The sequence below is a fragment of the Pseudomonas sp. PS01303 genome (assembly GCF_029959385.1).
In the GTDB taxonomy this organism is placed as follows: Bacteria; Pseudomonadota; Gammaproteobacteria; order Pseudomonadales; family Pseudomonadaceae; genus Aquipseudomonas; species Aquipseudomonas rustica.
Genome location: NZ_JASCPK010000020.1, coordinates 20178 through 41439, shown reverse-complemented (window position 1 = coordinate 41439; position 21262 = coordinate 20178). Strand labels below are relative to the sequence as shown.

General features: G+C 60.4%; 19 protein-coding genes. 9 read left to right on the top strand and 10 right to left on the bottom strand.

The window, feature by feature from the left end:
- Nucleotides 1–20: 20 nt before the first annotated feature.
- From QMX93_RS09035 to QMX93_RS09015, 5 genes are all read right to left on the bottom strand, one after another.
- Nucleotides 21–803, bottom strand: a complete 783-nt coding sequence (locus tag QMX93_RS09035) for a transporter substrate-binding domain-containing protein (protein WP_008083900.1) — start codon at nt 801–803, stop codon at nt 21–23.
- 365 nt (nt 804–1168) lie between these two features.
- Nucleotides 1169–2857, bottom strand: coding sequence for an ATP-dependent DNA ligase (locus QMX93_RS09030; RefSeq protein ID WP_282354817.1), 1689 nt, complete (start codon nt 2855–2857; stop codon nt 1169–1171).
- Nucleotides 2854–3888 carry a ligase-associated DNA damage response exonuclease gene (locus QMX93_RS09025; protein WP_212549559.1) on the bottom strand — a complete coding sequence of 345 codons (1035 nt, stop codon included), beginning with the start codon at nt 3886–3888 and terminating at the stop codon, nt 2854–2856. The genes QMX93_RS09030 and QMX93_RS09025 overlap by 4 nt, the downstream gene beginning before the upstream one ends.
- Before the next feature lie 300 nt (nt 3889–4188).
- Nucleotides 4189–6639 carry a penicillin acylase family protein gene (locus QMX93_RS09020; protein ID WP_282354814.1) on the bottom strand — a complete coding sequence of 817 codons (2451 nt, stop codon included), beginning with the start codon at nt 6637–6639 and terminating at the stop codon, nt 4189–4191.
- 299 nt (nt 6640–6938) lie between these two features.
- Complete coding sequence (locus QMX93_RS09015; RefSeq protein WP_053117786.1) at nt 6939–7583, bottom strand: glutathione binding-like protein; 645 nt, start codon at nt 7581–7583, stop codon at nt 6939–6941.
- A 147-nt stretch (nt 7584–7730) separates the two neighbouring features.
- Between QMX93_RS09015 and QMX93_RS09010 the strand changes: the two genes are divergently transcribed.
- On the top strand, nt 7731–8288 hold the full coding sequence (locus QMX93_RS09010; RefSeq protein ID WP_282354866.1) for a cysteine hydrolase family protein: 558 nt from the start codon (nt 7731–7733) through the stop codon (nt 8286–8288).
- A 265-nt stretch (nt 8289–8553) separates the two neighbouring features.
- Here the strand turns inward: QMX93_RS09010 and QMX93_RS09005 are convergent, their stop codons facing one another.
- The 4 genes from QMX93_RS09005 to QMX93_RS08990 all read right to left on the bottom strand — a co-directional run bounded on the left by QMX93_RS09005 (nt 8554) and on the right by QMX93_RS08990 (nt 10352).
- Nucleotides 8554–8763 carry an SEC-C metal-binding domain-containing protein gene (locus QMX93_RS09005; protein WP_008083915.1) on the bottom strand — a complete coding sequence of 70 codons (210 nt, stop codon included), beginning with the start codon at nt 8761–8763 and terminating at the stop codon, nt 8554–8556.
- The gene (locus tag QMX93_RS09000; RefSeq protein ID WP_212545297.1) at nt 8760–9254 is read right to left on the bottom strand and encodes an LEA type 2 family protein; all 495 of its coding nucleotides are present in this window, start codon (nt 9252–9254) and stop codon (nt 8760–8762) included. Before QMX93_RS09000 ends, QMX93_RS09005 begins: the two co-directional genes overlap by 4 nt.
- 119 nt (nt 9255–9373) lie before the next feature.
- On the bottom strand, nt 9374–9850 hold the full coding sequence (locus tag QMX93_RS08995; protein WP_282354807.1) for a YchJ family protein: 477 nt from the start codon (nt 9848–9850) through the stop codon (nt 9374–9376).
- Nucleotides 9851–9854: 4 nt separating this feature from the next.
- Nucleotides 9855–10352, bottom strand: coding sequence for a DUF6231 family protein (locus tag QMX93_RS08990; RefSeq protein ID WP_159815023.1), 498 nt, complete (start codon nt 10350–10352; stop codon nt 9855–9857).
- A 199-nt stretch (nt 10353–10551) separates the two neighbouring features.
- Here QMX93_RS08990 and QMX93_RS08985 point away from each other — a divergent pair, with 199 nt between their 5' ends.
- The 4 genes from QMX93_RS08985 (at nt 10552) to QMX93_RS08970 (ending at nt 13253) form a co-directional block, all read left to right on the top strand.
- Complete coding sequence (locus tag QMX93_RS08985) at nt 10552–11247, top strand: OmpA family protein (protein WP_053117794.1); 696 nt, start codon at nt 10552–10554, stop codon at nt 11245–11247.
- Nucleotides 11248–11335: 88 nt separating this feature from the next.
- Nucleotides 11336–12058 (top strand): OmpA family protein, encoded by a 723-nt coding sequence (locus QMX93_RS08980; protein ID WP_053117796.1) that lies wholly within the window; start codon nt 11336–11338, stop codon nt 12056–12058.
- Between the two features lie 162 nt (nt 12059–12220).
- Entirely contained in the window at nt 12221–12502 is a 282-nt protein-coding gene (locus QMX93_RS08975; protein ID WP_053117797.1) for a DUF1145 domain-containing protein, read from the top strand.
- Nucleotides 12495–13253: a collagen-like protein gene (locus QMX93_RS08970; protein ID WP_282354794.1), complete on the top strand. Its 759-nt coding sequence runs from the start codon at nt 12495–12497 to the stop codon at nt 13251–13253. Before QMX93_RS08975 ends, QMX93_RS08970 begins: the two co-directional genes overlap by 8 nt.
- Before the next feature lie 167 nt (nt 13254–13420).
- On the opposite strand, the gene QMX93_RS08965 is transcribed toward QMX93_RS08970, so the two are convergent.
- Nucleotides 13421–13879 (bottom strand): DUF2269 family protein, encoded by a 459-nt coding sequence (locus tag QMX93_RS08965; protein WP_282354791.1) that lies wholly within the window; start codon nt 13877–13879, stop codon nt 13421–13423.
- A gap of 99 nt (nt 13880–13978) precedes the next feature.
- On the opposite strand from QMX93_RS08965, the gene dinG reads away from it, so the two are divergent.
- The 4 genes from dinG to QMX93_RS08945 all read left to right on the top strand — a co-directional run bounded on the left by dinG (nt 13979) and on the right by QMX93_RS08945 (nt 21262).
- Complete coding sequence (gene dinG / locus QMX93_RS08960; RefSeq protein WP_008085357.1) at nt 13979–16123, top strand: ATP-dependent DNA helicase DinG; 2145 nt, start codon at nt 13979–13981, stop codon at nt 16121–16123.
- Between the two features lie 95 nt (nt 16124–16218).
- Nucleotides 16219–18690, top strand: a complete 2472-nt coding sequence (locus tag QMX93_RS08955; RefSeq protein WP_282354782.1) for a beta-galactosidase — start codon at nt 16219–16221, stop codon at nt 18688–18690.
- Between the two features lie 209 nt (nt 18691–18899).
- A complete protein-coding gene (locus tag QMX93_RS08950; RefSeq protein WP_053117808.1) occupies nt 18900–20045 on the top strand; it encodes a serine hydrolase domain-containing protein in 1146 nt (381 codons plus the stop codon).
- A 113-nt stretch (nt 20046–20158) separates the two neighbouring features.
- Nucleotides 20159–21262, top strand: coding sequence for an OmpA family protein (locus tag QMX93_RS08945; protein ID WP_282354778.1), 1104 nt, complete (start codon nt 20159–20161; stop codon nt 21260–21262).

The window sequence follows — 21262 nt, the reverse complement described above, 5'->3', positions numbered from 1 at the left end:
CGAAGATGGGCGCCGAGGCATTATTTGCCGCTGTACAGATTCAGATCGCCAAAGTGTTTCTTTTGAATCTCGGCGTATTTGCCGTCATCGTGTAACGCTTTGATACCTTTATCTAAAAGCGCCTTCAGCTCAGTGTTACCTTTCTTAATACCGACAGCGGTTTTGGCTGGCAGCAATTCGTTGTCGACTGGCTTGCTGACGTCATAGTCGGCGCCCTGTGGCGACTTCAGGAAACCCAGTTCGGCTTGCAGCATGTCCTGGATACCGGCGTCGAGACGGCCGGAGGTCAGGTCGGAATACACCTGATCCTGGTTCTGATAGGCCTGGGTTTTCACGCCGGCCTTGTCCAGCACGGCTTTGGCGTAGGCTTCCTGAATGGTGCCTTGCTCGTAGCCAACGGTTTTACCCTTCAGCGATGCAACGTCGGCGGTGATCCCCGAACCTTTTTTCGACACGTAAGCCGTCGGGCCGGAGAACAGCTCGCTGGAGAAGTCGATGACTTTCTCGCGGGCCGGGGTCACGGTCATCGACGAGATCACACCGTCGAATTTGTTGGCTTTGAGGCCCGGAATCATGCCGTCGAAGTCACTTTCGACCCACTTGCACTTGACCTTCAGTTCGGCGCAAATCGCGTTGCCCAGGTCGATGTCGAAGCCCACCAGGCTGCCGTCGGCCGCTTTCGACTCAAACGGTGCATACGAAGGGTCAACGCCAAAGCGCAGCTCTTTGTATTCCTTGGCCAGCGCGGAGCCAGCGGCCATGCACAACGCCAGTGCAGAAAGGGTCAGCAATGCTTTTTTCATTATTCAATCCCTAAGAACCAATATGAGCGCTTGTGGCGCAGAATTATTGTTACTGGAACGCGTACGACCTATAGAAAGTAGCAATTTCCGAACCATAGTCCCGAACAAGTGTTTTAAAAGGTTGGGCGGGGAGGGATGAGGGCGATTGAATGCCCGGAAATGGGCACATGAATAACGCTGCACCAACCTGGTTCGATGTCATGGCAACAAACCATTGTGGCGAGGGGATTTATCCCCGTTGGGCTGCGAAGCGGCCCCCAGCAGTTCTACTGGAAGACCGCATACTCAGGTTTTACGACTGCTTCGCAGCCGAACGGGGATAAATCCCCTCGCCACAGGGTTTTGCGTTGTCACCGGGCAATGAATCAGGCCAACAGATCTTGCAAGGTCGCGAGGCTATCCGCTTCTTCCACGGTTTTATCCTGCCGCCAGCGCAACATCCTCGGGAAGCGCACCGCGATCCCGCTCTTGTGCCGCCGCGACAACGCGATCCCTTCAAACCCCAGCTCAAACACCAGACTCGGTTTCACGCTACTCACCGGCCCAAATTTCTCCACCGTGGTCTTGCGCACAATGCTGTCGACCTGACGCATCTCCGCATCCGTCAGCCCCGAATACGCCTTGGCAAATGGCACCAGCGCCCGCTGGCTCGACTCCGGCGGGCCGTCCCACACGGCAAAGGTGTAATCGCTGTACAAACTGGCGCGCCGACCGTGCCCGCGCTGCGCATAAATCAACACCGCGTCGACGCTGAACGGATCAACCTTCCACTTCCACCACACCCCCATGTCCTTGGTGCGTCCGACGCCATACAGCGAATCCCGCGCCTTGAGCATCATGCCTTCCACACCCAGTCGCCGAGAGGCTTCGCGCTGGCGGGCGAGGTCGAACCAGTCGCTGCCGGTCAGCACGGGGGAGGACAGCAACACCGGACTGTTACACCTTGGAATGACCTCTTCAAGTTGCGCGCGACGTTTGGCCTGCGGCTGGTTGCGCCAGTCTTCGCCCTGCCATTCGAGCAAGTCGTAGGCGAGCACCACCACCGGTACTTCTTCGAGGATTTTCTTGTCGAGGGTTTTGCGGCCGATGCGCTGTTGCAGCAGGGCGAACGGCTGCACCGCTGGCGGCTCTGTCGATTGCGGATCGAAGGCGTCTTCGGTGGTCGGGTGAGTGCTTTTCCACACAACGATTTCGCCGTCGATCACCGTGCCATCCGGCAAGCCGTGCACCAGCACATCCAGTTCAGGAAAACGCTCGGTGACCAGCTCTTCGCCGCGTGACCACACCCACAATTTGCCGTCGCGTTTGACCACTTGCGCGCGGATGCCGTCCCATTTCCATTCAATCTGCCAATTGCTCGCCGGGCCGATCAGCGCTTCAAATTCTTCAACCGGTTGCGACAACGCGTGAGCGAGGAAAAACGGATACGGCTGACCGCCGCGCTGTGCGTGCTCGTCGGCGGATTCTGGGGCGATCAGTTTCAGGTAACTGGCGGCGTTCGGGCGGTTCGACAGGTCGGTGTAACCCACCAGTCGCTGCGCCACGCGTTTGCTGTCCAGGCCAGCCATTGAGGCCAGCGCGCGGGTGACGAGCAATTTCGACACGCCGACGCGGAAGCTGCCGGTGATCAGTTTGATGCACAGCATCAGGCTTGATCGATCGAGTTGCGCCCACAGCGTTGGCAGTTGCCTGCTCAAAAACTCGGGTGTTTCACCACGCAGCGGCAGCAGCTTTTCTTCGATCCATTCGGCGAGGCCGGCTTCAGAGCTGTGCGGATTCTCCGGGAGCACCAGCGAAATGGTTTCCGCCAGATCGCCGACCGACTGATAGCTCTCCTCGAACAGCCACGGTTCGAGGCCCGACATTTCCACGGCAATCTCGCGCAGAATCCGCACCGGCACCAACTGCCGAGGCCGTCCGCCGGACAAAAAATACACCGCCCATGCCGCGTCTTGCGGTGCAGCCTGGGCGAAGTAGGCCTGCATCGCTGCGAGTTTGGCGTTGCTTGAAGTAGTGGCGTCGAGCTCGGCGTACAACTCGGCGAAGGCTTTCATGTGGGAGTCTCGGCGACGGTGGGTTCGGCGGCGATGTTGTCTTCCTCGTCATCGCCGTATTCGGTGTTGAAGCCTTGCGCGTCGAGGCCTTGCTCACGCAAGTGGCGCACCAGCACGCCGATTGAGCCGTGGGTGACCATCACGCGTTCGGCGCCGGTTTGATTGATCGCCCACAACAGGCCGGGCCAGTCGGCGTGATCGGAAAGAACGAAACCACGATCGACACCACGCCGCCGACGGGTGCCGCGCAAGCGCATCCAGCCGCTGGCGAAGGCGTCGCTGAAATCACCGAAACGGCGCATCCAGCTACTGCCGCCAGCAGAAGGCGGAGCGATGACCAGGGCTTGGCGCATGAGCGGATCGTTTTTGCTGACGTCGCCGGCGTAGATCGTCGGCGGCAGGTATACGCCGGCCTCGCGGTACACACGGTTCAGCGGCTCGACCGCGCCGTGGCTGAGGATCGGGCCGAGGCTTTCGTCGATGCCGTGAAGGATTCGCTGGGCTTTGCCGAACGAATAACAGAACAGCACGCTGGCCTTGCCGGCGGCGATATTGGCTGACCACCACTGATTGATTTCGCTGAACACCTGCGCTTGCGGCTGCCAGCGATAGATCGGCAGGCCGAAGGTCGATTCAGTGATGAAGGTGTGGCAGCGCACCGGTTCGAAGGGGGCGCAGGTGCCGTCCGGTTCGATCTTGTAATCGCCGGACGCGACCCAGACTTCGCCACCGTATTCGAGGCGCACTTGTGCTGAACCGAGCACGTGGCCGGCCGGGTGGAAACTGAGGGTGACGCCGTGGTGGGTGAGGCGTTGGCCATAGTCGAGGGTTTGCAGGTTGATGTCTTGACCCAGACGCGCGCGGAGAATCCCTTCGCTGGCGCTGCTGGACAGGTAATGCTGATTGCCGGTGCGCGCATGATCACCGTGGGCATGGGTGATCACCGAGCGCTCGACGGGGCGCCAGGGGTCGATGTAGAAATCACCCGCAGGGCAATAAAGACCTTCGGGACGCGCGATAACAAGGTCCATGGCGTGACCACAATGGGGGGCTTGTTAGCTATGAGGCTGGCGCTGGGCTGGAAGTTCTATCGACTTTGAAGCGCCACCCTCACCCCAGCCCTCTCCCGGAGGGAGAGGGGGCCGACCGAGGTGTCTGGCGAATGACATCGACCTGAAAAACCGGGTCGATTATGGTTTCGGCACTGCAGGAACCGAGCAAATCCCGGATTCAGCACAGCACCTTCAGGTCGGCATAGTTCTGCAGCCACCCCCAATCAGTCCCCTCTCCCTCCGGGAGAGGGTTAGGGTGAGGGGCTTTTGACGTCAGGTTTATTTCCCGGGAGTCAGGGTCAAACGGGTTTTGCCATACACCCGCTCAAAGTTCTGCGGCTGCATCGGCAAGCCGATGTATTGCCCCTTCAACCACTGATCAATCCCGTTCAGGTAATTCGGGCTCTGCGGATTGCCCGATTGCCCCGTACCGTTCTGCCCCATCAGCGGTTCGGTCTGGCCGAAGTCGACGATAAAGCGCATCGACGGCGCGCGCGTGGTGTTGAAGTCCTGACCCCAAGCGAATGCCGACGTGTTCAACGTGGTGTGATCGCCGCCCGCCGCCAATGGGCCGCGCACGGTCTGACCATTGCTGTTTTTCCAGGCATAGCTGTGCAACTTGCCCCACTGCCAGGCCCGGTGATCGCCGCCCAACTGACTGTCGCCAGCGCTGATCGCCGCCGCAAGGCTGCGGGCAAGAATCAGCGCTTTGTCTTCTTTCTGCGCTGTGCGGATGTCGTCCCAGAACGGACTGTCTTCACGCCCCAACAGATGATCGGCCTGTGCCGCGTAGGACAAATCGCCGTTGGCGATAAATGCTTTCCACGCCGGGCTCGATTCCGGGCCGAGTTCGTCGAGGAATATCTGCTTCATGCTTTCTTGCAGAAACAGCTCATAAATCGCCGCGTCCGCCGAGGTCGGGCTGAGCTTGCCGTCGAACGCCATCAACCGTGTGAACGCCTCTCGGGCCTTGCTGCGGTCGGCTTCCGGCAGGGCATCGATCGCCTGCTTCAGCGGCTGCTTCATGCCCGGCGCTTCGAAGACTTTCTTCAGCTTGGCGGCAAACGTGGTGGTCTGGTCGTATTGCATGGCGATCACGCTGCGGCTGTCGTGCTTGCCGCTGCCGGCCAGTTCGGCCAGGCGTTCGCCACGTTCCGGTGCGGCCCACGAATTCGACAGCTGCATGCCGTAACCGTGAGGAATCACGCGCTGGTTGGCGGTGCCGAGCCAACCTTGCGCCGGATCCTGATCGTAGGGGTGCAGCATCGGGTCGGCGTAACCGTCCCAGTCGTAACGACCTTCCCAGCCCGGCGAGGGCAGCAAACCTTCGCCTTCGCGACGGTTAGGGAAACGCCCGGTGACTTGCCAGCCAATGTTGCTCGCATCGGCGAACACCAGATTCAGGGCGATGGCGCGGATTTCACGGCTGGCGTCCGAGGCACGTTCCACGGTTTGCGCGCGGGTCAGATCGAAAAATGCATCCAGCGATTTATCGTCGGTGAAGCTCGGCGTCTGCAAAGCCAGCCCGTAGCCACTGCCTTGCGCCGCTGCCTGTGCACTGTTGAGCAACGCACCGTGACGGGTTTCGTACACCGCTTCGCGAATCGGTCGCTGACCTTTGACGAAGTAGGTTTCGTTGCGCACACCCAGCGGCTGCCATTTGCCGTTGACCTCGTAGGTCAGGCTGCTGCCCTGACGACGGATTTTTTCCAGGAACAGATCCTGGTTGTCGCCAAGCACGCTGGTCATGCTCCAGGCGACTTTGCCGTTGAAACCACCCAGTACGAGCGGCAAACCGGCAACGGTGACGCCGGCGGCTTGATATTTCGGTGCGCGGATCTGCACGAAGCTCCACAGCGACGGCGCGGCGAGCGGCCCATGGGCGTCGCTGGCGAGAATGCTTTTACCGCTGCGGCTGCGTTGCGGGGCGATCGCCCAGTTGTTCGAAGACGTCGCGCCCAAGAGGTTCAGCATCGACAGCTGCTGGCTGGCGCTGCTCAATTCAGTCAGGCCGGGGATCTGCCCGTTGAGCTTGAGGCCTTGCAGCTTGTCGGCTTCGGCCAGCGGCAGGTTTTCGTCCGGCGCCGACGGGGTGAGCCAGGCGAGTTTGTCGGTGGTCACGGTTTGCGCGAGCACCAGCGAGGAAATTTCTTCCGGCAGGTTGGCCGATTGGCTGAAGTTCAGCAGGGCGAAAATCAGCGCCGAATCTTCCGGTTTCCAGTATTCGGGTTTGTAGCCGCTGGAAGCGAGGTCGCCCGGCAGCTTGTCGGCGTAGCGGAACAGGTAAGCGTTGACGCCCCGCGCATAGACTTCAAAGAAACGCTTGAGGCGTGGCGACGAGGCCTTGTACAACTCGGCGGCGCTTTTCTTCAGATTGACCGCGCGCATGTAGCGGTCGGCGTCGAGCATCGAGGCGCCGGACATTTCCGCCAGACGGCCCTGAGCCAGCAGGCGCAGGGTGACCATCTGGTTGATCCGGTCGCTGGCGTGGACGTAGCCGAGGCTGAACAGTGCGTCATGGAAGGTATTACTTTCGATCAACGGCATGCCCATGGCATTGCGTCGCACCGAAACATTCTGCGCCAGGCCCTTGAGCGGTTGCACGCCGGAGGTTGGCGGGAGGGTGTCCTGAGCGTTCCAGGTCTGGCAACCGGACAGGCCCAAAACACCGGCCACTGCTGCGGCAACGCCGAACCGGGGAAGAAAATGAGTAAGGGCTGGCGAGGCCATGGCAAAGCTCCTGCGGGGGGTAGCGTCAGTAAAGGCGCTACGTTAGTGAGCAGGAGGGTGCCGCGCAAGCGGGGGTGGGGGTTATTTCAAGATTTGTCTGATAAACAGCAACCTGGAAGTCGAGTCCAGTACTTGTGGTGAGGGGATTTATCCCCGACGGGCTGCGAAGCGGCCCTAATCCGGTCAACGCGGTCTGACAGTTAAACCGCATTTGCAGGTTTTGCGACTGCTACGCAGCCGGTCGGGGATAAATCCCCTCACCACAGTTTTTACTCGACCGCCTTACAAATCAGGTCGGTTCAGGATTTCGGCGGATTGATCTTCTGCACCAGCGCATAGGCCTTCACCGTCGCCGGGCGATCCTTGATGTGGTTGAACCAGCGCTGCACATGCGGGAAGTCTTCAAGGTTCTGGCTCTGCCATTTGTGCGAGACGATCCACGGATAAATCGCCATGTCGGCAATGCTGTATTCACTGCCAGCAACAAACTCGTTATCCGCCAATTGCTTGTTCAATACGCCGTACAACCGCGCCGTTTCATCAATGTAGCGCTTGATCGCGTAAGGAATTTTCTCCGGCGCGAACTGGCTGAAATGATGATTCTGCCCGGCCATCGGCCCCAATCCGCCCATCTGCCAGAACAACCACTGCAACGCGGTTTGCCGCCCGCGCAGATCCTTGGGCAAGAACTGGCCGGTTTTTTCCGCGAGATACAGAAGAATCGCCCCGGATTCAAACACCGACAACGGCTCGCCGCCATCAACCGGCTGATGATCGACGATCGCCGGGATGCGGTTGTTCGGGGAAATTTTCAGAAAGTGGGGCTGGAACTGCTCACCCTGACTGATATTGATCGGGTGAACCTTGTAGGGCAGGCCGGCTTCTTCGAGGAACAGGGAAATCTTGTGGCCGTTGGGGGTGGTCCAGTAATACAGGTCGATCATGGAAAGCTCCAAATCAGAAAATGGCTTACGTGCGGACAGCAAACGCCAGCGTCAGGTGATCCCGTGTGCGTTCGATAGCTTGCCTGTTATCAGGAGGTGATGCTGAACTGCGCAGAATTCAATGACCCGCCCGTGAGAAAAATCGCCATGGAGCTTCAGGCCAACGCAGCACTGATCATCATCGACCAGCAAAAAGGCATCCTGCAGCCACGTTTGGGGCGACGGAATAATCCTCAGGCGGAAGAAAGAATTGTTGATCTGCTGGGGTTCTGGCGGCGCAGCGGACGGCCGGTGATTCATGTGCAGCATCTGTCGCGCGAACCGGACTCGGTGTTTTGGCCTGAGCAGGAAGGCGTGGAGTTTCAGCAACGGTTCTTGCCGCAGGACGCTGAATGGCTGATTCAGAAACAAGTGCCGGATGCGTTTTGTGCCAGCGGACTGGCGGCGCGTTTGCGTGAGGCGGGGGTTGGGCAGTTGATCATTGTTGGCGTGGCGACGAATAACTCGGTGGAATCGACGGCGCGTTCGGCGGGGAATCTGGGGTTTGATACGTGGGTGGCGGAGGATGCGTGCTTTACCTTCGACAAGGCCGATTATTTCGGCACGTTGCGGACGGCTGAAGAGGTGCACGGGATGTCGTTGGGGAATTTGCAGGGGGAGTATGCGACGGTGGTGAGTGCGGCGCAGGTATTGGCGGCGGGCTGAAATTGTTGGTGAATGTGCGGGCCTCTTCGCGAGCAGGCTCGCTCCCACAGGGGATTGCATTCCACCTGAAGGAACGCGGTCAACTGTAGGAGTGAGCCTGCTCGCGATAGCAGTTTGTCAGGTATTCATTAACTGACACACCGCAATCGCGAGCAGGCTCACTCCTACAATAAATGCATTCCAACTGAAGGAACGCGGTCAACTGTGGGAGCGGGCTTGCTCGCGAAGGCGTCAGATCAGGCGAAGAAGCTCTCCGCCCAGAGCATCACGCCCCGTGGCACTTCTTGAATTTCTTGCCGTTGCCGCATGGGCACGGGTCGTTGCGGCCGACGTCTTTCAGGGCGTTGCGCACCGGTTCCTGGTGGGCGTGGCCGCAGTTCGGGCCGTGTACGTGACCGTGGTCATGATCGTGGTGATGGTCATGATCATGATCGTGGTTGCAGTCAGGGCCATGGACATGAGGTTGCTGAGTCATCGGTGTTGCTCCGGAATAAAATCGGCGGGGATTATCACGCCATTGCGCTCAAGGTGCACGTAGTGGGCGATGAATAAACCGGTTTCCATTTCACCCTGCAATCGATAAGGAATCTGCTGGTCGGGTTTTTTCAGCAGTTTCACCACGTCTTTGACCTTCGGCCACAGGTTGGTGCGGATCGGCACCTTGAAGTACGCGCTGTGCTTCGGCCCGACGGTGAACCAGTGTTCATGCTCGCCTTCAGCCAACAGCATATCGCCCAGATGAATGCGGTATTCAAGGCCGCGCACGGTCAGGTCGCTGTCGTTGGGATTGTCGACACGAAAGTGCAGGATGAATTTCTGCTCGAGCAGTTTCGCCCGCACCACTTCGACGTTCACCAAGTGCACGGCGGGATCGACGCTGTCGTCGCTGAACCACGAGGCACAGCCGCCGAGGTTGAGGAACAGCGTGAGGATCAAGAATTGGAATGTGCGCCTGCAACCGAGCATGTGATAACTCCCTTTGGTGCTCAGTCTAGCCTTAAAAGATCGCAGCCTTCGGCAGCTCCTACAGGAGATCGCGTCCCCCGTAGGAGCTGCCGAAGGCTGCGATCTTTTGATCTCCAACCTCAAGCGCCGAAATACCCCGCGCAGCACTTCTTGAACTTCTGCCCGCTGGCGCACGGGCAACTGTCATTGCGCCCCAGTTTCAATTGCACTGTCGGGTCGATGAAATACCAGCGCCCGGCGTTCTGCACAAACGAGGAACGCTCGCGATGGCTGTGCTCACCCTGATCGTCGTGCCAGCGCGCAGTGAAGGTCACAAACGCATGTTCCGGCTGCCCACCAAAGACTTCCGAGTTCTCGACTTCCAGGCCGAGCCAGGTGCTCTGCGCGCTCCAGTTGCTGATCGACTGCCGATCCAGACCCGCTTGCTGAGCGGGCAGGGTGGTCGCCACCAGATAGTCGATCAGGCCCAGCACATAAGCGCTGTAGCGCGAACGCATCAAGGCTTCGGCACACGGCGCCGGCAGGCCGTCGTGATAATGGCCGCAGCAGGCATCCAGCAGGTTGCCGCTGCCGCACGGGCAAATGGCTGTACTCATTGCATTACCACCAGTATTTCCCGAAATTTTCCGGATTGGCCCAGAACCGCGCGTTGAGCCAGTCGGGGACTTGTTTGTAGTCAAGCAGATCGTAGGTGAACAGGGTTAACACTTGATCGTCGCGCTGAAAACGTTCGCTGGCTTGCAGGGCCAGCGAATAGAAATCGGTTTCCTGCCAGCCGCAAGCCGACAGATCTGCCAGTACCGCGATGCGGCTGGCATTTAAATTTCGAATCCCGCCCAACAGATTCAGGCCATCGCGCTTGGGCAAATGTTCCAGGCAATCGACCACCAGCGCCAGATCAAAACGCTGCGCAGCCAGCTCGGCGGGCAAAGCACCGGGGGCGGCGTGGGCGACAACGGAATCCGGGTGCGCCTCCTTGAAAGCAGTCAGGGCCGGGAATTCGCTGGCGCCGATCAACAGCAAACGCGCCGGCGCGTAGCGATCCAGCAAAGCGGCCAACGCCTGTTGCGGCGTGCGGGAAGAAATGGCGACGTTCATCGAAGCTCCTCAATCAGACCGCCAAGACTAGCCTGCCTGATCACGCCCGCAAAGAGCCCTGTCCCGCGACTTTGCGGCAATTGCGCCGAAGTCCTGTGAACACGGTCGCAAACAGCAGTGGCCTATTGCTGGCGGAGATTAAAACTCCGGTCTTTACTCCCTGAATCGGTTTCAAGCCGATCCCTCAGGAGAAAACCAGATGAGCATAGTGCGGACAGCATTACCTTTGATTCTGCTAACCAGTGTGTTGACGGGTTGCGCAGGTTTGCAGAAAACCGACTGGCCGACCTGTGCGGCGGTCGGTGGTGTCGTCGGGGCCGGTCTTGGCGCGACGGAAAGTTCGGCGTGGGCGGGCTACGGCGCGCTGATCGTAGGCGGTACGGCAGCGGCGTATTGCTGGGTACACGGTGATGGCGACGAAGACGGCGATGGTGTGCCGGACAGCCGCGACAAGTGCCCGGGCACTCCAAAAGGCGTGCAGGTCGATGCTGACGGCTGCCCACCACCGGCTCCAGCCCCCGTGGTTGAAGAAGCGGTAGTGGTCAAAGAAGAAACCATCGTTATTCGTGATGTGCACTTCCAGTTCGACAAAGCCACACTGACCAGCCCTGACAAACAAGTGCTCGATAAAGTCGCGACGCGCCTGAAACAGGAATCCTCGACTGCACAACTGACCGTCACTGGTCACACCGACAGCGTGGGCAGCGATGCCTACAACAAAAAATTGTCGGATCGCCGTGCGCACTCGGTGGTGGAGTACCTGATCCAGCAGGGCGTGCCACGTGCCAGCTTCGTTTCGGTGTCGGGTCTGGGTGAAAGCCAGCCGGTCGCTGACAACAAAACGGCAGACGGTCGCGCGCAAAACCGTCGCACCGAAATCAAAATCCAACGCTAGCCCCCTCGCATCCGCGGCTTGTGCAGTCGCGGATGCGGGTCTTTACTCCTGTGTAACCGGTATGGGCCGGTGACACAGGAGCTTTCAAATGAGTGTTTTCTCAAGGTCCGTCTTGCCGGTTCTGCTGCTAGGCAGTTTGCTCACCGGTTGCGCCACGCACAGCGATGGCACTGCACCCCTCAATCAACGTACGTGGCCGGTCTGCAGCCTTCTTGGCGGCTTGGTCGGTGGCGGTCTTGGCGCCATTGAAAGTGGCGGCTGGGCCGGTGGCGGCGCAGCGCTGGGGATTCTTGCCGGCGGACTGATCTGTTACGCCCAGGATGGCGATGAAGACGACGATGGCGTGTTCGACCGCCGCGACCGTTGCCCCGATACGCCGGCCAATACCCCGGTCGATCACCGTGGCTGCCCGTTGCCGCAATATCCAGTCACCGAAAAAACACCGGAGCCTGTGCCGCAAACGGAAGTCATCACCCTCAGTGATGCCGGCGATGTCTTGTTCGATTTTGACAAGTCTGACCTGACGCCTTCGGCCAAAGCCCAACTCGATACGCTGATGGACAAACTGCGTAATGCCGACGTGGTGAGCATCAAGGTCATCGGTCATACCGACAGCAAAGGTTCGGACGCTTACAACCAGGCACTGTCGGAACGTCGCGCCAGCAGTGTCGCTTCGTATTTGCTGAGTCAGGGTCTGTCGCCGAACAAACTCACCAGTGAAGGACGTGGCGAGAGTGAACCGGTGGCTGACAACGCAACCGATGAGGGCCGCGCGAAAAACCGTCGCGTGGAATTGCACATCAATCGTTAGGACGCGTCTGTAGGGCGCAGGCTAGAGCCGCCGGGCTTCGATCATCGTTGACCCGGCGGCCATTTGGCGACTTGTCTGGATTTTTTCTTTTCCCCTCTGGCTTATCCCCCGCAGAAGCCGTTACTGTGCGTCCAAAGAATAATTCGCAACACGGGGGAGCGTATGAAAGTGTTCTGGGGGCTGGGGCGGTTGTTGACCCTGCTGTTCTGCTGCGTGGTGCTGGCCAATCAACTGGTGCCATTCGTTCATCCGCTGCACCTGCTGGTCAATCTGGCTGGCGGTCTGTTGTTGCTGATCCACGTGCTCGAAGTGCTGCTGTGCAATCGCAGCCTCAAGGGGCGTCCACACCCTTGGCGTGACCGTGGCCGCATCCTGTTGTTCGGCGTATTCCACCTGCAAACCATCCCGGCCCCGGCCGCTCCGGAGGCTTCTTCCCATGCGTAAACTCTGCCTGCTCGCTGCATTCATCAGCCCTTTGGCCTGCGCCCAAGTGGTGACGGTTGAAACCAACTCGCTGATGCGCCTGCCCAACACTACCAGCACGTTGCAACTTGAACGGCTGGACGTGGCTGATTACGGCACGTTGCTGATTCCATCGAATGTGACCGAACTGACCGTGGGCGAATTGCGTCTGGGTCATGAAGCACGCATCGCCATCGTCCCGGCCGAACAGGCGCTGGAGATGAAAGTGGCGCGCGCTGAATTGAGCGAAGGCAGCCAGATCACCGCACGCGGTGCTCCCGGTACTTACGAAAAAGCCGCGCGTGCGGGGCGCAATCTGAATCTGCAATTCAAAGCGTTGAACGCGCCGCAACTGTTGGTCGATGCCCGTGGCGGCACCGGTGCGCCGGGGTTTGTCGGTCTGGATGGCGGCAACGGTGAAGACCCGGGCTGCACTTATGGTTCGGCCGGCCACGGTTTTGATGGCAGTGACGGCGCTGACGGCCAGCCGGGTGCACCGGGTGCGTTGGTGCGGCTGGAAGTGCCGCGTGAATTTCCTGCAGAGCTGATCAAGGTCAATGTGACCGGTGGCAACGGTGGTCCGGCAGGTGTCGGCGGCAAGGCAGGCAAGGGCGGCAAGTCCAAGGGCTGCCTGGTGTACCGCGCCGATGGTGGCAAGAACGGCAAGGCCGGGGCGGATGGACAGCCTGGGCCAGTGGGTGCGGCGGGGGCTGTGACTGTTCAGCGCCTGTAAAAGCAGACCCTAGCCCTCTCCCGGAGGGAGAGGGAGCCGACCGAGATGACTCACGCTATCCATGGCTGATTGTTCCCACGCTCTGCGTGGGAACACAGCCCGTGACGCTCCGCGTCACCGGACGCGGAGCGTCCCTTGCGGCATTCCCACGCAGAGCGTGGGAACGATCACGGCCTCGCCGCCGCAATCGCCACCAGCACCAACCCGACAATCAAATTAATCCCCACCACCCGGCGAATTCGCCCCAACACCGCCGCACCCGTCGGCCAGTCCTTGGCGTCCACCGCCGTGCGCAATTCCGGCAGCATCAGCCCTTGAATGCGGATAAACAGCGCCGTCATCACCACGTACAACCCGATCATCACCTGCACATATTTCGGCGCGGTTTCAAACCCGACCTGCTGCAGATGCAGCATGCCCACACCGCTGATCGGCAACAGGATCACCGCGACCCATACCCAGCGGAAAAAACCTTGAAACACTTCCACCCACAACGACAGCCGGGCAGGGCCGTCGAGGGCCTTCACGGCCGCGGGGCGCAAGACCATCCAGGCGAAAAACATGCCGCCGACCCACACCAGGGCGGACAGGACATGCAGGGGGTAGACGAGGCTAAAAAGTGTCATTGGGTTACTCCGTTCTGCGCAGGATCGATTCGCGGGGTATGATAGCCGCCGATCCAAACCACTGAAAATTTATCCAGCGTTTTTTGCGCCCGACACTCAATGATCAGCACTGAACTCAAAACCACGATCCAGGGCGCCTACTCGCGTTTTCTTGAAGCCAAGAGCCTCAAACCGCGTTACGGCCAGCGCCTGATGATCGCTGAAATCGCCAAAGTCCTCGGGGATATCGACACCGATGACGAAGGCCGGCGCAGTGGCGACCCCGCAATTGTTGCGGTGGAAGCCGGCACCGGTACCGGCAAGACCGTGGCCTACAGCATGGCGGCGATCCCCACGGCCAAAGCCGCCGGCAAGCGTCTGGTCATCGCCACGGCGACCGTCGCGCTGCAAGAGCAGATCGTCTACAAGGATTTGCCCGACCTGATGCGCAACAGCGGGCTGAATTTCACTTTCGCCCTGGCCAAGGGCCGTGGCCGCTACATGTGCCTGTCCAAACTCGACATGCTCTTGCAGGAAGGCCACGCGCAAACCGCCACCGCGCAGCTGTTCGAGGAAGAAGGCTTCAAGATCGAGGTCGATGAGGCCAGTCAGAAGCTGTTCACCAGCATGATCGAGAAACTCGCCGGCAATAAATGGGACGGCGACCGCGACAGCTGGCCGAATGCGCTGGAAGACGCCGATTGGGCGCGTCTGACCACCGATCACAGTCAGTGCACCAACCGTCATTGCCCGAACTTCGGCCAGTGCGCCTTCTACAAGGCCCGCGAAGGCATGGGCAAGGTCGACGTGATCGTCACCAACCACGACATGGTGTTGGCTGACCTGGCATTGGGCGGCGGCGCGGTACTGCCCGATCCGCGTGACACCATTTACGTGTTCGACGAAGGTCACCACCTGCCGGACAAGGCTATCGGCCACTTCGCCCATTACACGCGTCTGCGTTCCACCGCCGACTGGCTGGAAACCACCGCCAAGAACCTCACCAAACTGCTCGCCCAGCATCCGCTGCCGGGCGATCTCGGCAAGTTGATCGAGCAAGTGCCGGAGCTGGCGCGGGAGATCAAGGCGCAGCAGCAGTTCATGTTCAGCGCCTGCGAACAGGTCGCCGATTTCAAACCGGGCGAAGACGTCGAGGGCCGTGAGCGGCCGCGTCATCGGTTCGTCGCCGGGGTGATTCCCGAGCACATGCGCGAAATGGGCATCGAGTTGAAGAAAGGCTTCTCGCGCCTCAACGATCTGTTCACCCGTCTGACCGACTTGCTCAAGGAAGGCATGGACGGTGAGGTCAACATCGGCATCGCCAGCAATCAGGCGGAAGAGTGGTATCCGCTGTTCGGCAGCCTGCTGTCCCGTGCCTCCGGCAACTGGGAGTTGTGGACAGCCTTCACCGCCGAAGACCCGGAAGACAGCCCGCCGATGGCGCGTTGGCTGACTTTGGCCGAAAGCGGTTCGCTGTTCGACATCGAGGTCAACGCCAGCCCGATTCTGGCCGCCGAAACTTTGCGCCGCAGCCTGTGGAACGTCGCCTACGGTTGCCTCGTCACCTCGGCGACCCTGACCGCGCTGGGCACTTTTGACCGCTTCCGCATGCGCGCCGGTCTGCCGAAAAAAGCCGTCACCGCCGTGGTGCCGAGCCCATTCCATCACGCTGATGCCGGCGTGCTGCGAGTGCCGGATCTGAAAGCCGATCCGCGCGATGCTCCCGCGCACACCGCCGCGATCATTCGTGATCTGCCGGATCTGGTCGAAGGCTCGCGCGGCACGCTGGTGCTGTTCTCCTCGCGCAAACAGATGCAGGACGTGTTCGACGGCCTCGACCGCGACTGGCGCAAGCAAGTGTTCATTCAAGGCAACCTGTCGAAACAGGAAACCCTGAACAAGCACAAGGCGCGCGTCGATGGCGGTGATTCCAGCGTGCTGTTCGGTCTCGCCAGTTTTGCCGAAGGTGTCGACTTGCCGGGTGCCTACTGCGAGCACGTGGTCATCGCCAAGATTCCGTTCTCGGTGCCGGACGATCCGGTCGAAGCGGCGCTGTCGGAATGGATCGAAGCCCGTGGCGGTAATCCGTTCATGGAAATCTCGGTGCCCGACGCCTCGCTGAAACTTGTTCAGGCCTGCGGTCGTCTGCTGCGTACCGAAGAAGACCGCGGCACCATCACCTTGCTGGATCGGCGCCTGGTCACCCAGCGCTACGGCAAGGCGATCCTCAATGCGTTGCCGCCCTTCCGTCGTGAAATATCCTGAGACATCGGTGGGCAGTTTTGCCCGCCGTGTTGTCTATCTCTCTGTCATCGCTTTTCCATTGGCCATTATTGGTCGTTAGGGAGAACTCCGTTCTTATGATCCGCCGTTCGCTGCCTGCCGTTTTCGCCTTGATCTTCGCTGCCCCTCTGATGGCAGCGCCTGCCGGTCAGCAGACCCTGTTCAACTTTGTCCGCCCGGCGGACGTGGTCAAAGTCACCACCGAAAACACCGATCTGCCGCAAGCCAACGCTGAGCAAACCGCAGAAGGCGAAGTGCTGCGCCGGGTGACGTTCAACCCGGTGGCCCGTCCGACCCTGCGTCTGACCCCGCAGACCGGTGCCTGGGACTGGTCGCAGTCGGGCATGATGAGCCTGCGTCTGCAGAGCGCGATGAACTGGGCCGTGACGGTCTGTGTGCAAATCCAGAGCAATGACGGCCGCACACTGGTCAGCCGCGTCGATCTGCCGGCCGGCCCTGCGCAGACCTTGCTGGTGCCGCTGGTGGCGTCGACGCCGCTGAGCCAAGGCATGAAAGCCGGGCCGCCGATGCCGATGACCGTCGACGGTCAGCGCATTTTGCTGGCCGCGAGCAGCGGTGAGATTGATCGCAGCCAAGTGGTATCGGTGAGTCTGTCGATGGATCAGCCGAAAGTCGCGCAGAGCTTGCTGCTTGAGCGTTTCGGCGTGCAGGACGGCGAGTCGGTCAGCCAAGCGGTGTACGGCAATCTGGTCGACGCTTACGGGCAATCGACCCGCAGCAAATGGCCGGAAAAAGTCGCCAGCGACGAACAACTGAAATCCGCCGCCGCCAAGGAACAGCAACAGCTGAAAACCTGGCTGGCCGAGCGCGAGAAGTCCTCGCTGGACAAGTTTGGTGGCTGGAACAAAGGCCCGGCGTTCAAGGCCAGCGGCTTCTTCCGTACTGAAAAGCGTGACGGCCGCTGGTATCTGGTCACGCCTGAGGGGCATCCGTTCTACTCCCTGGGCGTCAACACCGTCAGCCCCGACGTCAGCCAGACGTACGTGGCAGGTCGCGAGTTCATGTTCGAATCCTTGCCGAAACCGGATGAGCCGTTGGCCAGTCACTTTGGTGAAGGCGACAACCGTGGCGGCAATGGTGTTGATCAAGGTCGTGGCTACGGCAATGGCCGCTGGTACGATTTCTACGGCGCCAACTTGCAGCGTGTGTACGGCGAACCGTGCAAAGCGGACAGCGCAGGCAAATCCGGCGTCGCTGCTGCGGCGAAGGCTGAAGCCACTGAAACCGCCGCCGTCAAAGCCGCAGAACCTGCCGCTGTGCCGGCAGAGCCGAAGTCAGGCGTCGCCGAAGCGGCCAAGACTGAAACCGTGCAAGTGGCCACTGAAAAGGCTGCCGCGCCGTGCAAAGCAACTATTAATGAGCAACAGTGGGCCAACCACACGCTCGATCGCCTGCAAGCCTGGGGCTTCAACACGGTCGGCAACTGGAGCGCCGATTCGCTGAGTGAAGCCGAGCGCGTGCCGTACACCTTGCCGCTGTCGATCGTCGGCGATTACACCAGCATCAGCACCGGCAGCGACTGGTGGGGCGGCATGCCCGATCCGTTCGACCCGCGTTTCGCCATGGCCACCGAGCGTGCCGTGGCCATCGCTGCTCGCGATCACCGCGACGATCCATGGTTGATCGGCTATTACGCCGACAACGAACTGGCCTGGGCGGGTCCGGGCGACGATGCTAAATCCCGTTACGCGCTGGCCTACGGTACGTTGAAAATGACCACCGACGTGCCGGCCAAACGTGCGTTTCTCAAGCAATTGCGCGACAAGTATCGCAATCAGGCGGGCCTGTCGAAGGCGTGGGGCATTGATCTGCCGGCGTGGGAATTGATGGAAGACCCGGGGTTCGTGCCGCCGCTGCCGAACCCCGAGCACCCGGAAATCGAGGCAGACTTCAAATATTTCCAGAAAGTCTTCGCTGACACCTACTTCAAGACCATCTCCGATTCGCTGAAATGGCACGCGCCCAACCAGATGCTGTTGGGCGGTCGCTTCGCCACCAGCACCCCGGAAGCCGTGGCGTCCTGCGCGCAGTATTGCGATGTGCTGAGCTTCAACATGTATACGCTCAAGCCACAGGATGGATATGACTTCGCTGCGCTGGGAGCTTTGGACAAACCGGTGCTAATTACCGAATTCAACTTTGGCTCGGCTGATCGCGGCCCGTTCTGGGGCGGCGTGACGCAACTGAGCAAAGAAGAAGACCGTGGCCCGGCGTATGCCAATTTCCTCAAGCAGGCACTGAGCGAACCGTCGATCGTCGGCGTGCACTGGTTCCAGTATCTGGATCAACCGGTGACCGGGCGTCTGCTCGATGGCGAGAATGGTCACTTTGGTTTGGTGGGCGTGACCGATCTGCCGTATCAGGGGTTTGTTGAAACCGTGCGCAAGAGCAATTTGCAGGCGATGGATCAGTTGGGTCAGCAGGCGCAGAAAGCCCCGGTGCATGAAGCTGAAGGTGGCCGCAAAGGCGAGGCCGGCAAGGGTGCGGGGGCCGGGCATGCGGGTGGGCATTCGGGGAATGGTCATTAAGGCGTGATACTGCGTTATCGTTCTTCGCGAGCAAGCTTTGCTCCTACGGATTAGCGCTGCCCTTGTAGGAGCAGAGCTTGCTCGCGAAGGCGTCAGTCGCCTCAACCCAAAATCTGAAATAACCGTCTAGCCCGCAGCTGTTCCCAAATCCCTCAAGGGCTGGAACAATGCGGGCCACTTTGTAGAGCGTTTTCGCGGGGGAGTTGCGGGTGCAGATTCAGGGACATTACGAGCTTCAATTCGAAGCGGTGCGCGATGCTTTCGCCGCGCTGTTCGAAGATCCCCAGGAACGCGGCGCAGCCTTGTGCATTCAGGTCGGCGGAGAAACCGTCCTCGACCTCTGGTCAGGTACAGCCGACAAGGACGGCGCCGAGGCCTGGCACAGCGACACCATCGCCAACCTGTTCTCCTGCACCAAAACCTTCACTGCCGTCACCGCGCTGCAACTGGTCGCCGAAGGCAAGTTGCAACTCGATGTGCCGGTCGCCCGCTACTGGCCGGAATTTGCCGCCGCCGGCAAAGAATCCATCACCCTGCGCCAATTGCTCTGCCACCAGGCCGGTCTGCCGGCGCTGCGAGAATTGCTGGCGCCGGAAGCCCTGTACGACTGGCAAACCATGGTCGACGCCCTCGCGGCGGAAACGCCATGGTGGACGCCGGGTACTGGCCACGGTTACGCGGCAATCACCTATGGCTGGCTGATCGGCGAATTGCTGCGACGTGCCGACGGTCGCGGCCCGGGCGAATCGATTGTCGCCCGCGTGGCCAAGCCGTTGGGGCTGGATTTTCACGTGGGTCTGGCTGACGAAGAATTCCATCGCGTGGCGCATATTGCGCGCGGCAAAGGCAATCCCGGCGATGCCGCCGCGCAACGTCTGCTGCAAGTGACTATGCGTGAACCGACTGCCATGAGCACCCGCGCCTTTACCAATCCGCCGTCGGTGCTCACCAGCACCAACAAACCGGAATGGCGACGCATGCAGCAACCGGCGGCCAATGGTCACGGCAATGCGCGCAGCCTCGCCGGCTTCTATGCCGGGTTGCTCGACGGCAGCCTGCTGGAAAGCGACATGCTCGAAGAGCTGACCCGCGAACACAGCCTCGGCGAAGATAAAACCCTGCTGACCCGCACCCGTTTTGGTCTGGGCTGCATGCTCGACCAACCCGATGTGCCTAACGCCACCTACGGCCTCGGCCCACGGGCGTTCGGCCATCCGGGCGCGGGCGGATCGATCGGTTTTGCTGACCCTGAGCACGATGTCGCGTTTGGTTTTGTGACAAATACCCTTGGGCCTTACGTTTTGATGGATCCGCGCGCGCAGAAGCTCGCGCGGGTACTTGCCACTTGTCTATAAAGCAACACCCGAGGTCTCTGCATCGGAACCTCGTGCAGTTTTTCGATTCAAAGCGACAGTTTATCCGGGCGAAAGTGCTCTGATTTTTCATTACTTTATTTTGTGGATTTTCAATGTCATCTAAAAAGACCCTCGCCCTGGCCCTGTGTGTAGCGATCACCGGTTGCGCACAGACCCCAAAAAACGATGCGGAAGGCACCAGCACCTGGTGGCCGTTCGGTTCCTCCGACAAAGTCGCGGCCAAAGAGCCAGCTCCAGCCCCGTTGAAACCTGCCGCAACCGCGCCGGTTGCCAAGTCTGAAAGCAGCAACCCTTGGTACTGGCCGTTCGGTTCCGATGACGAAGCCGTCAAAGCTGACATGAAAGCCGAAGTCGCGCCTGAAGCGAAAAAACCGGTCGCCGTGGCCAAGGCTGAGGCCGATTCGGGCGCTAAATGGTGGTGGCCGTTCGGCGCCAAGGACGATCAAACCCCTAAAGCCGTGCCGATGCCAGATCCGAAGGTAACCCAGGCCTGGCTCGACGATTACGAGCCGCGCCTGCGCGAAGCGGTCAAGGACAGCAACCTGCAACTCGAGCGCCGTGAAAACGTCTTGGTCGTTACCGCACCGGTAGAAGGTTCGTTCAACCCGGATCGCCCGGCCATGCTGTTGCCAGTCACCCTTGGCCCGTTCACTCGCGTGGCTAAAATCCTCGAAGCCGATCCGAAAACCGCTGTGCTGGTACTCGGTCACAGCGACACCAGCGGTTCCGCGCCAGCCAACGTCAAGCTGAGCCAGGAGCGTGCACAAGCCATCGCGGCGATTTTCCGCCTCAGCGGTTTGCAGCGTGATCGTCTGATGCTGCGCGGCATGGGTTCCGAAGCACCGCGTGCGGCCAACGACAGCGTTGAAGGTCGCGCCCTGAACCGTCGCGTCGAGATGCTGGTCACTCCGCAAAACACCATGGTTGCCCTGCTGAGCAAGTACAACATGCCAGCACCGAAACCCGTCACCATGGTGGCGGCGCAAGACGTCAAGCCAGTGGCTAAACCGGTAACTCCGGCTCCGGCCGCGAAGAAAGCCGCTGTACCGGCAACCAAAAAAGCCCCGGCGAAGAAAGCCGCTGCCAAAGCGCCTGCGAAAAAAGCCCCGGCCAAGGCACCGGCGAAGAAAACCACGCCAGCCAAAGCGTCGACCACCGACAAGAAAGTCGCGGCGACCGATACCACCAAAAAGTGA

What these genes read in the sequence shown, in the direction of transcription:
- QMX93_RS09030 (WP_282354817.1), bottom strand. Translation starts at nt 2,857, where the DNA reads ATGAAAGCCTTCGCCGAGTTGTACGCCGAGCTCGACGCCACTACTTCA.
- QMX93_RS09005 (WP_008083915.1), bottom strand. Translation starts at nt 8,763, where the DNA reads ATGACTCAGCAACCTCATGTCCATGGCCCTGACTGCAACCACGATCAT.
- QMX93_RS08975 (WP_053117797.1), top strand. Translation starts at nt 12,221, where the DNA reads ATGAAAGTGTTCTGGGGGCTGGGGCGGTTGTTGACCCTGCTGTTCTGC.
- QMX93_RS09020 (WP_282354814.1), bottom strand. Translation starts at nt 6,639, where the DNA reads ATGGCCTCGCCAGCCCTTACTCATTTTCTTCCCCGGTTCGGCGTTGCC.
- QMX93_RS08965 (WP_282354791.1), bottom strand. Translation starts at nt 13,879, where the DNA reads ATGACACTTTTTAGCCTCGTCTACCCCCTGCATGTCCTGTCCGCCCTG.
- QMX93_RS08970 (WP_282354794.1), top strand. Translation starts at nt 12,495, where the DNA reads ATGCGTAAACTCTGCCTGCTCGCTGCATTCATCAGCCCTTTGGCCTGC.
- QMX93_RS09025 (WP_212549559.1), bottom strand. Translation starts at nt 3,888, where the DNA reads ATGGACCTTGTTATCGCGCGTCCCGAAGGTCTTTATTGCCCTGCGGGT.
- QMX93_RS08985 (WP_053117794.1), top strand. Translation starts at nt 10,552, where the DNA reads ATGAGCATAGTGCGGACAGCATTACCTTTGATTCTGCTAACCAGTGTG.
- dinG (WP_008085357.1), top strand. Translation starts at nt 13,979, where the DNA reads ATGATCAGCACTGAACTCAAAACCACGATCCAGGGCGCCTACTCGCGT.
- QMX93_RS08955 (WP_282354782.1), top strand. Translation starts at nt 16,219, where the DNA reads ATGATCCGCCGTTCGCTGCCTGCCGTTTTCGCCTTGATCTTCGCTGCC.
- QMX93_RS08995 (WP_282354807.1), bottom strand. Translation starts at nt 9,850, where the DNA reads ATGAGTACAGCCATTTGCCCGTGCGGCAGCGGCAACCTGCTGGATGCC.
- QMX93_RS08990 (WP_159815023.1), bottom strand. Translation starts at nt 10,352, where the DNA reads ATGAACGTCGCCATTTCTTCCCGCACGCCGCAACAGGCGTTGGCCGCT.
- QMX93_RS09035 (WP_008083900.1), bottom strand. Translation starts at nt 803, where the DNA reads ATGAAAAAAGCATTGCTGACCCTTTCTGCACTGGCGTTGTGCATGGCC.
- QMX93_RS08945 (WP_282354778.1), top strand. Translation starts at nt 20,159, where the DNA reads ATGTCATCTAAAAAGACCCTCGCCCTGGCCCTGTGTGTAGCGATCACC.
- QMX93_RS09015 (WP_053117786.1), bottom strand. Translation starts at nt 7,583, where the DNA reads ATGATCGACCTGTATTACTGGACCACCCCCAACGGCCACAAGATTTCC.
- QMX93_RS09010 (WP_282354866.1), top strand. Translation starts at nt 7,731, where the DNA reads ATGGAGCTTCAGGCCAACGCAGCACTGATCATCATCGACCAGCAAAAA.
- QMX93_RS09000 (WP_212545297.1), bottom strand. Translation starts at nt 9,254, where the DNA reads ATGCTCGGTTGCAGGCGCACATTCCAATTCTTGATCCTCACGCTGTTC.
- QMX93_RS08980 (WP_053117796.1), top strand. Translation starts at nt 11,336, where the DNA reads ATGAGTGTTTTCTCAAGGTCCGTCTTGCCGGTTCTGCTGCTAGGCAGT.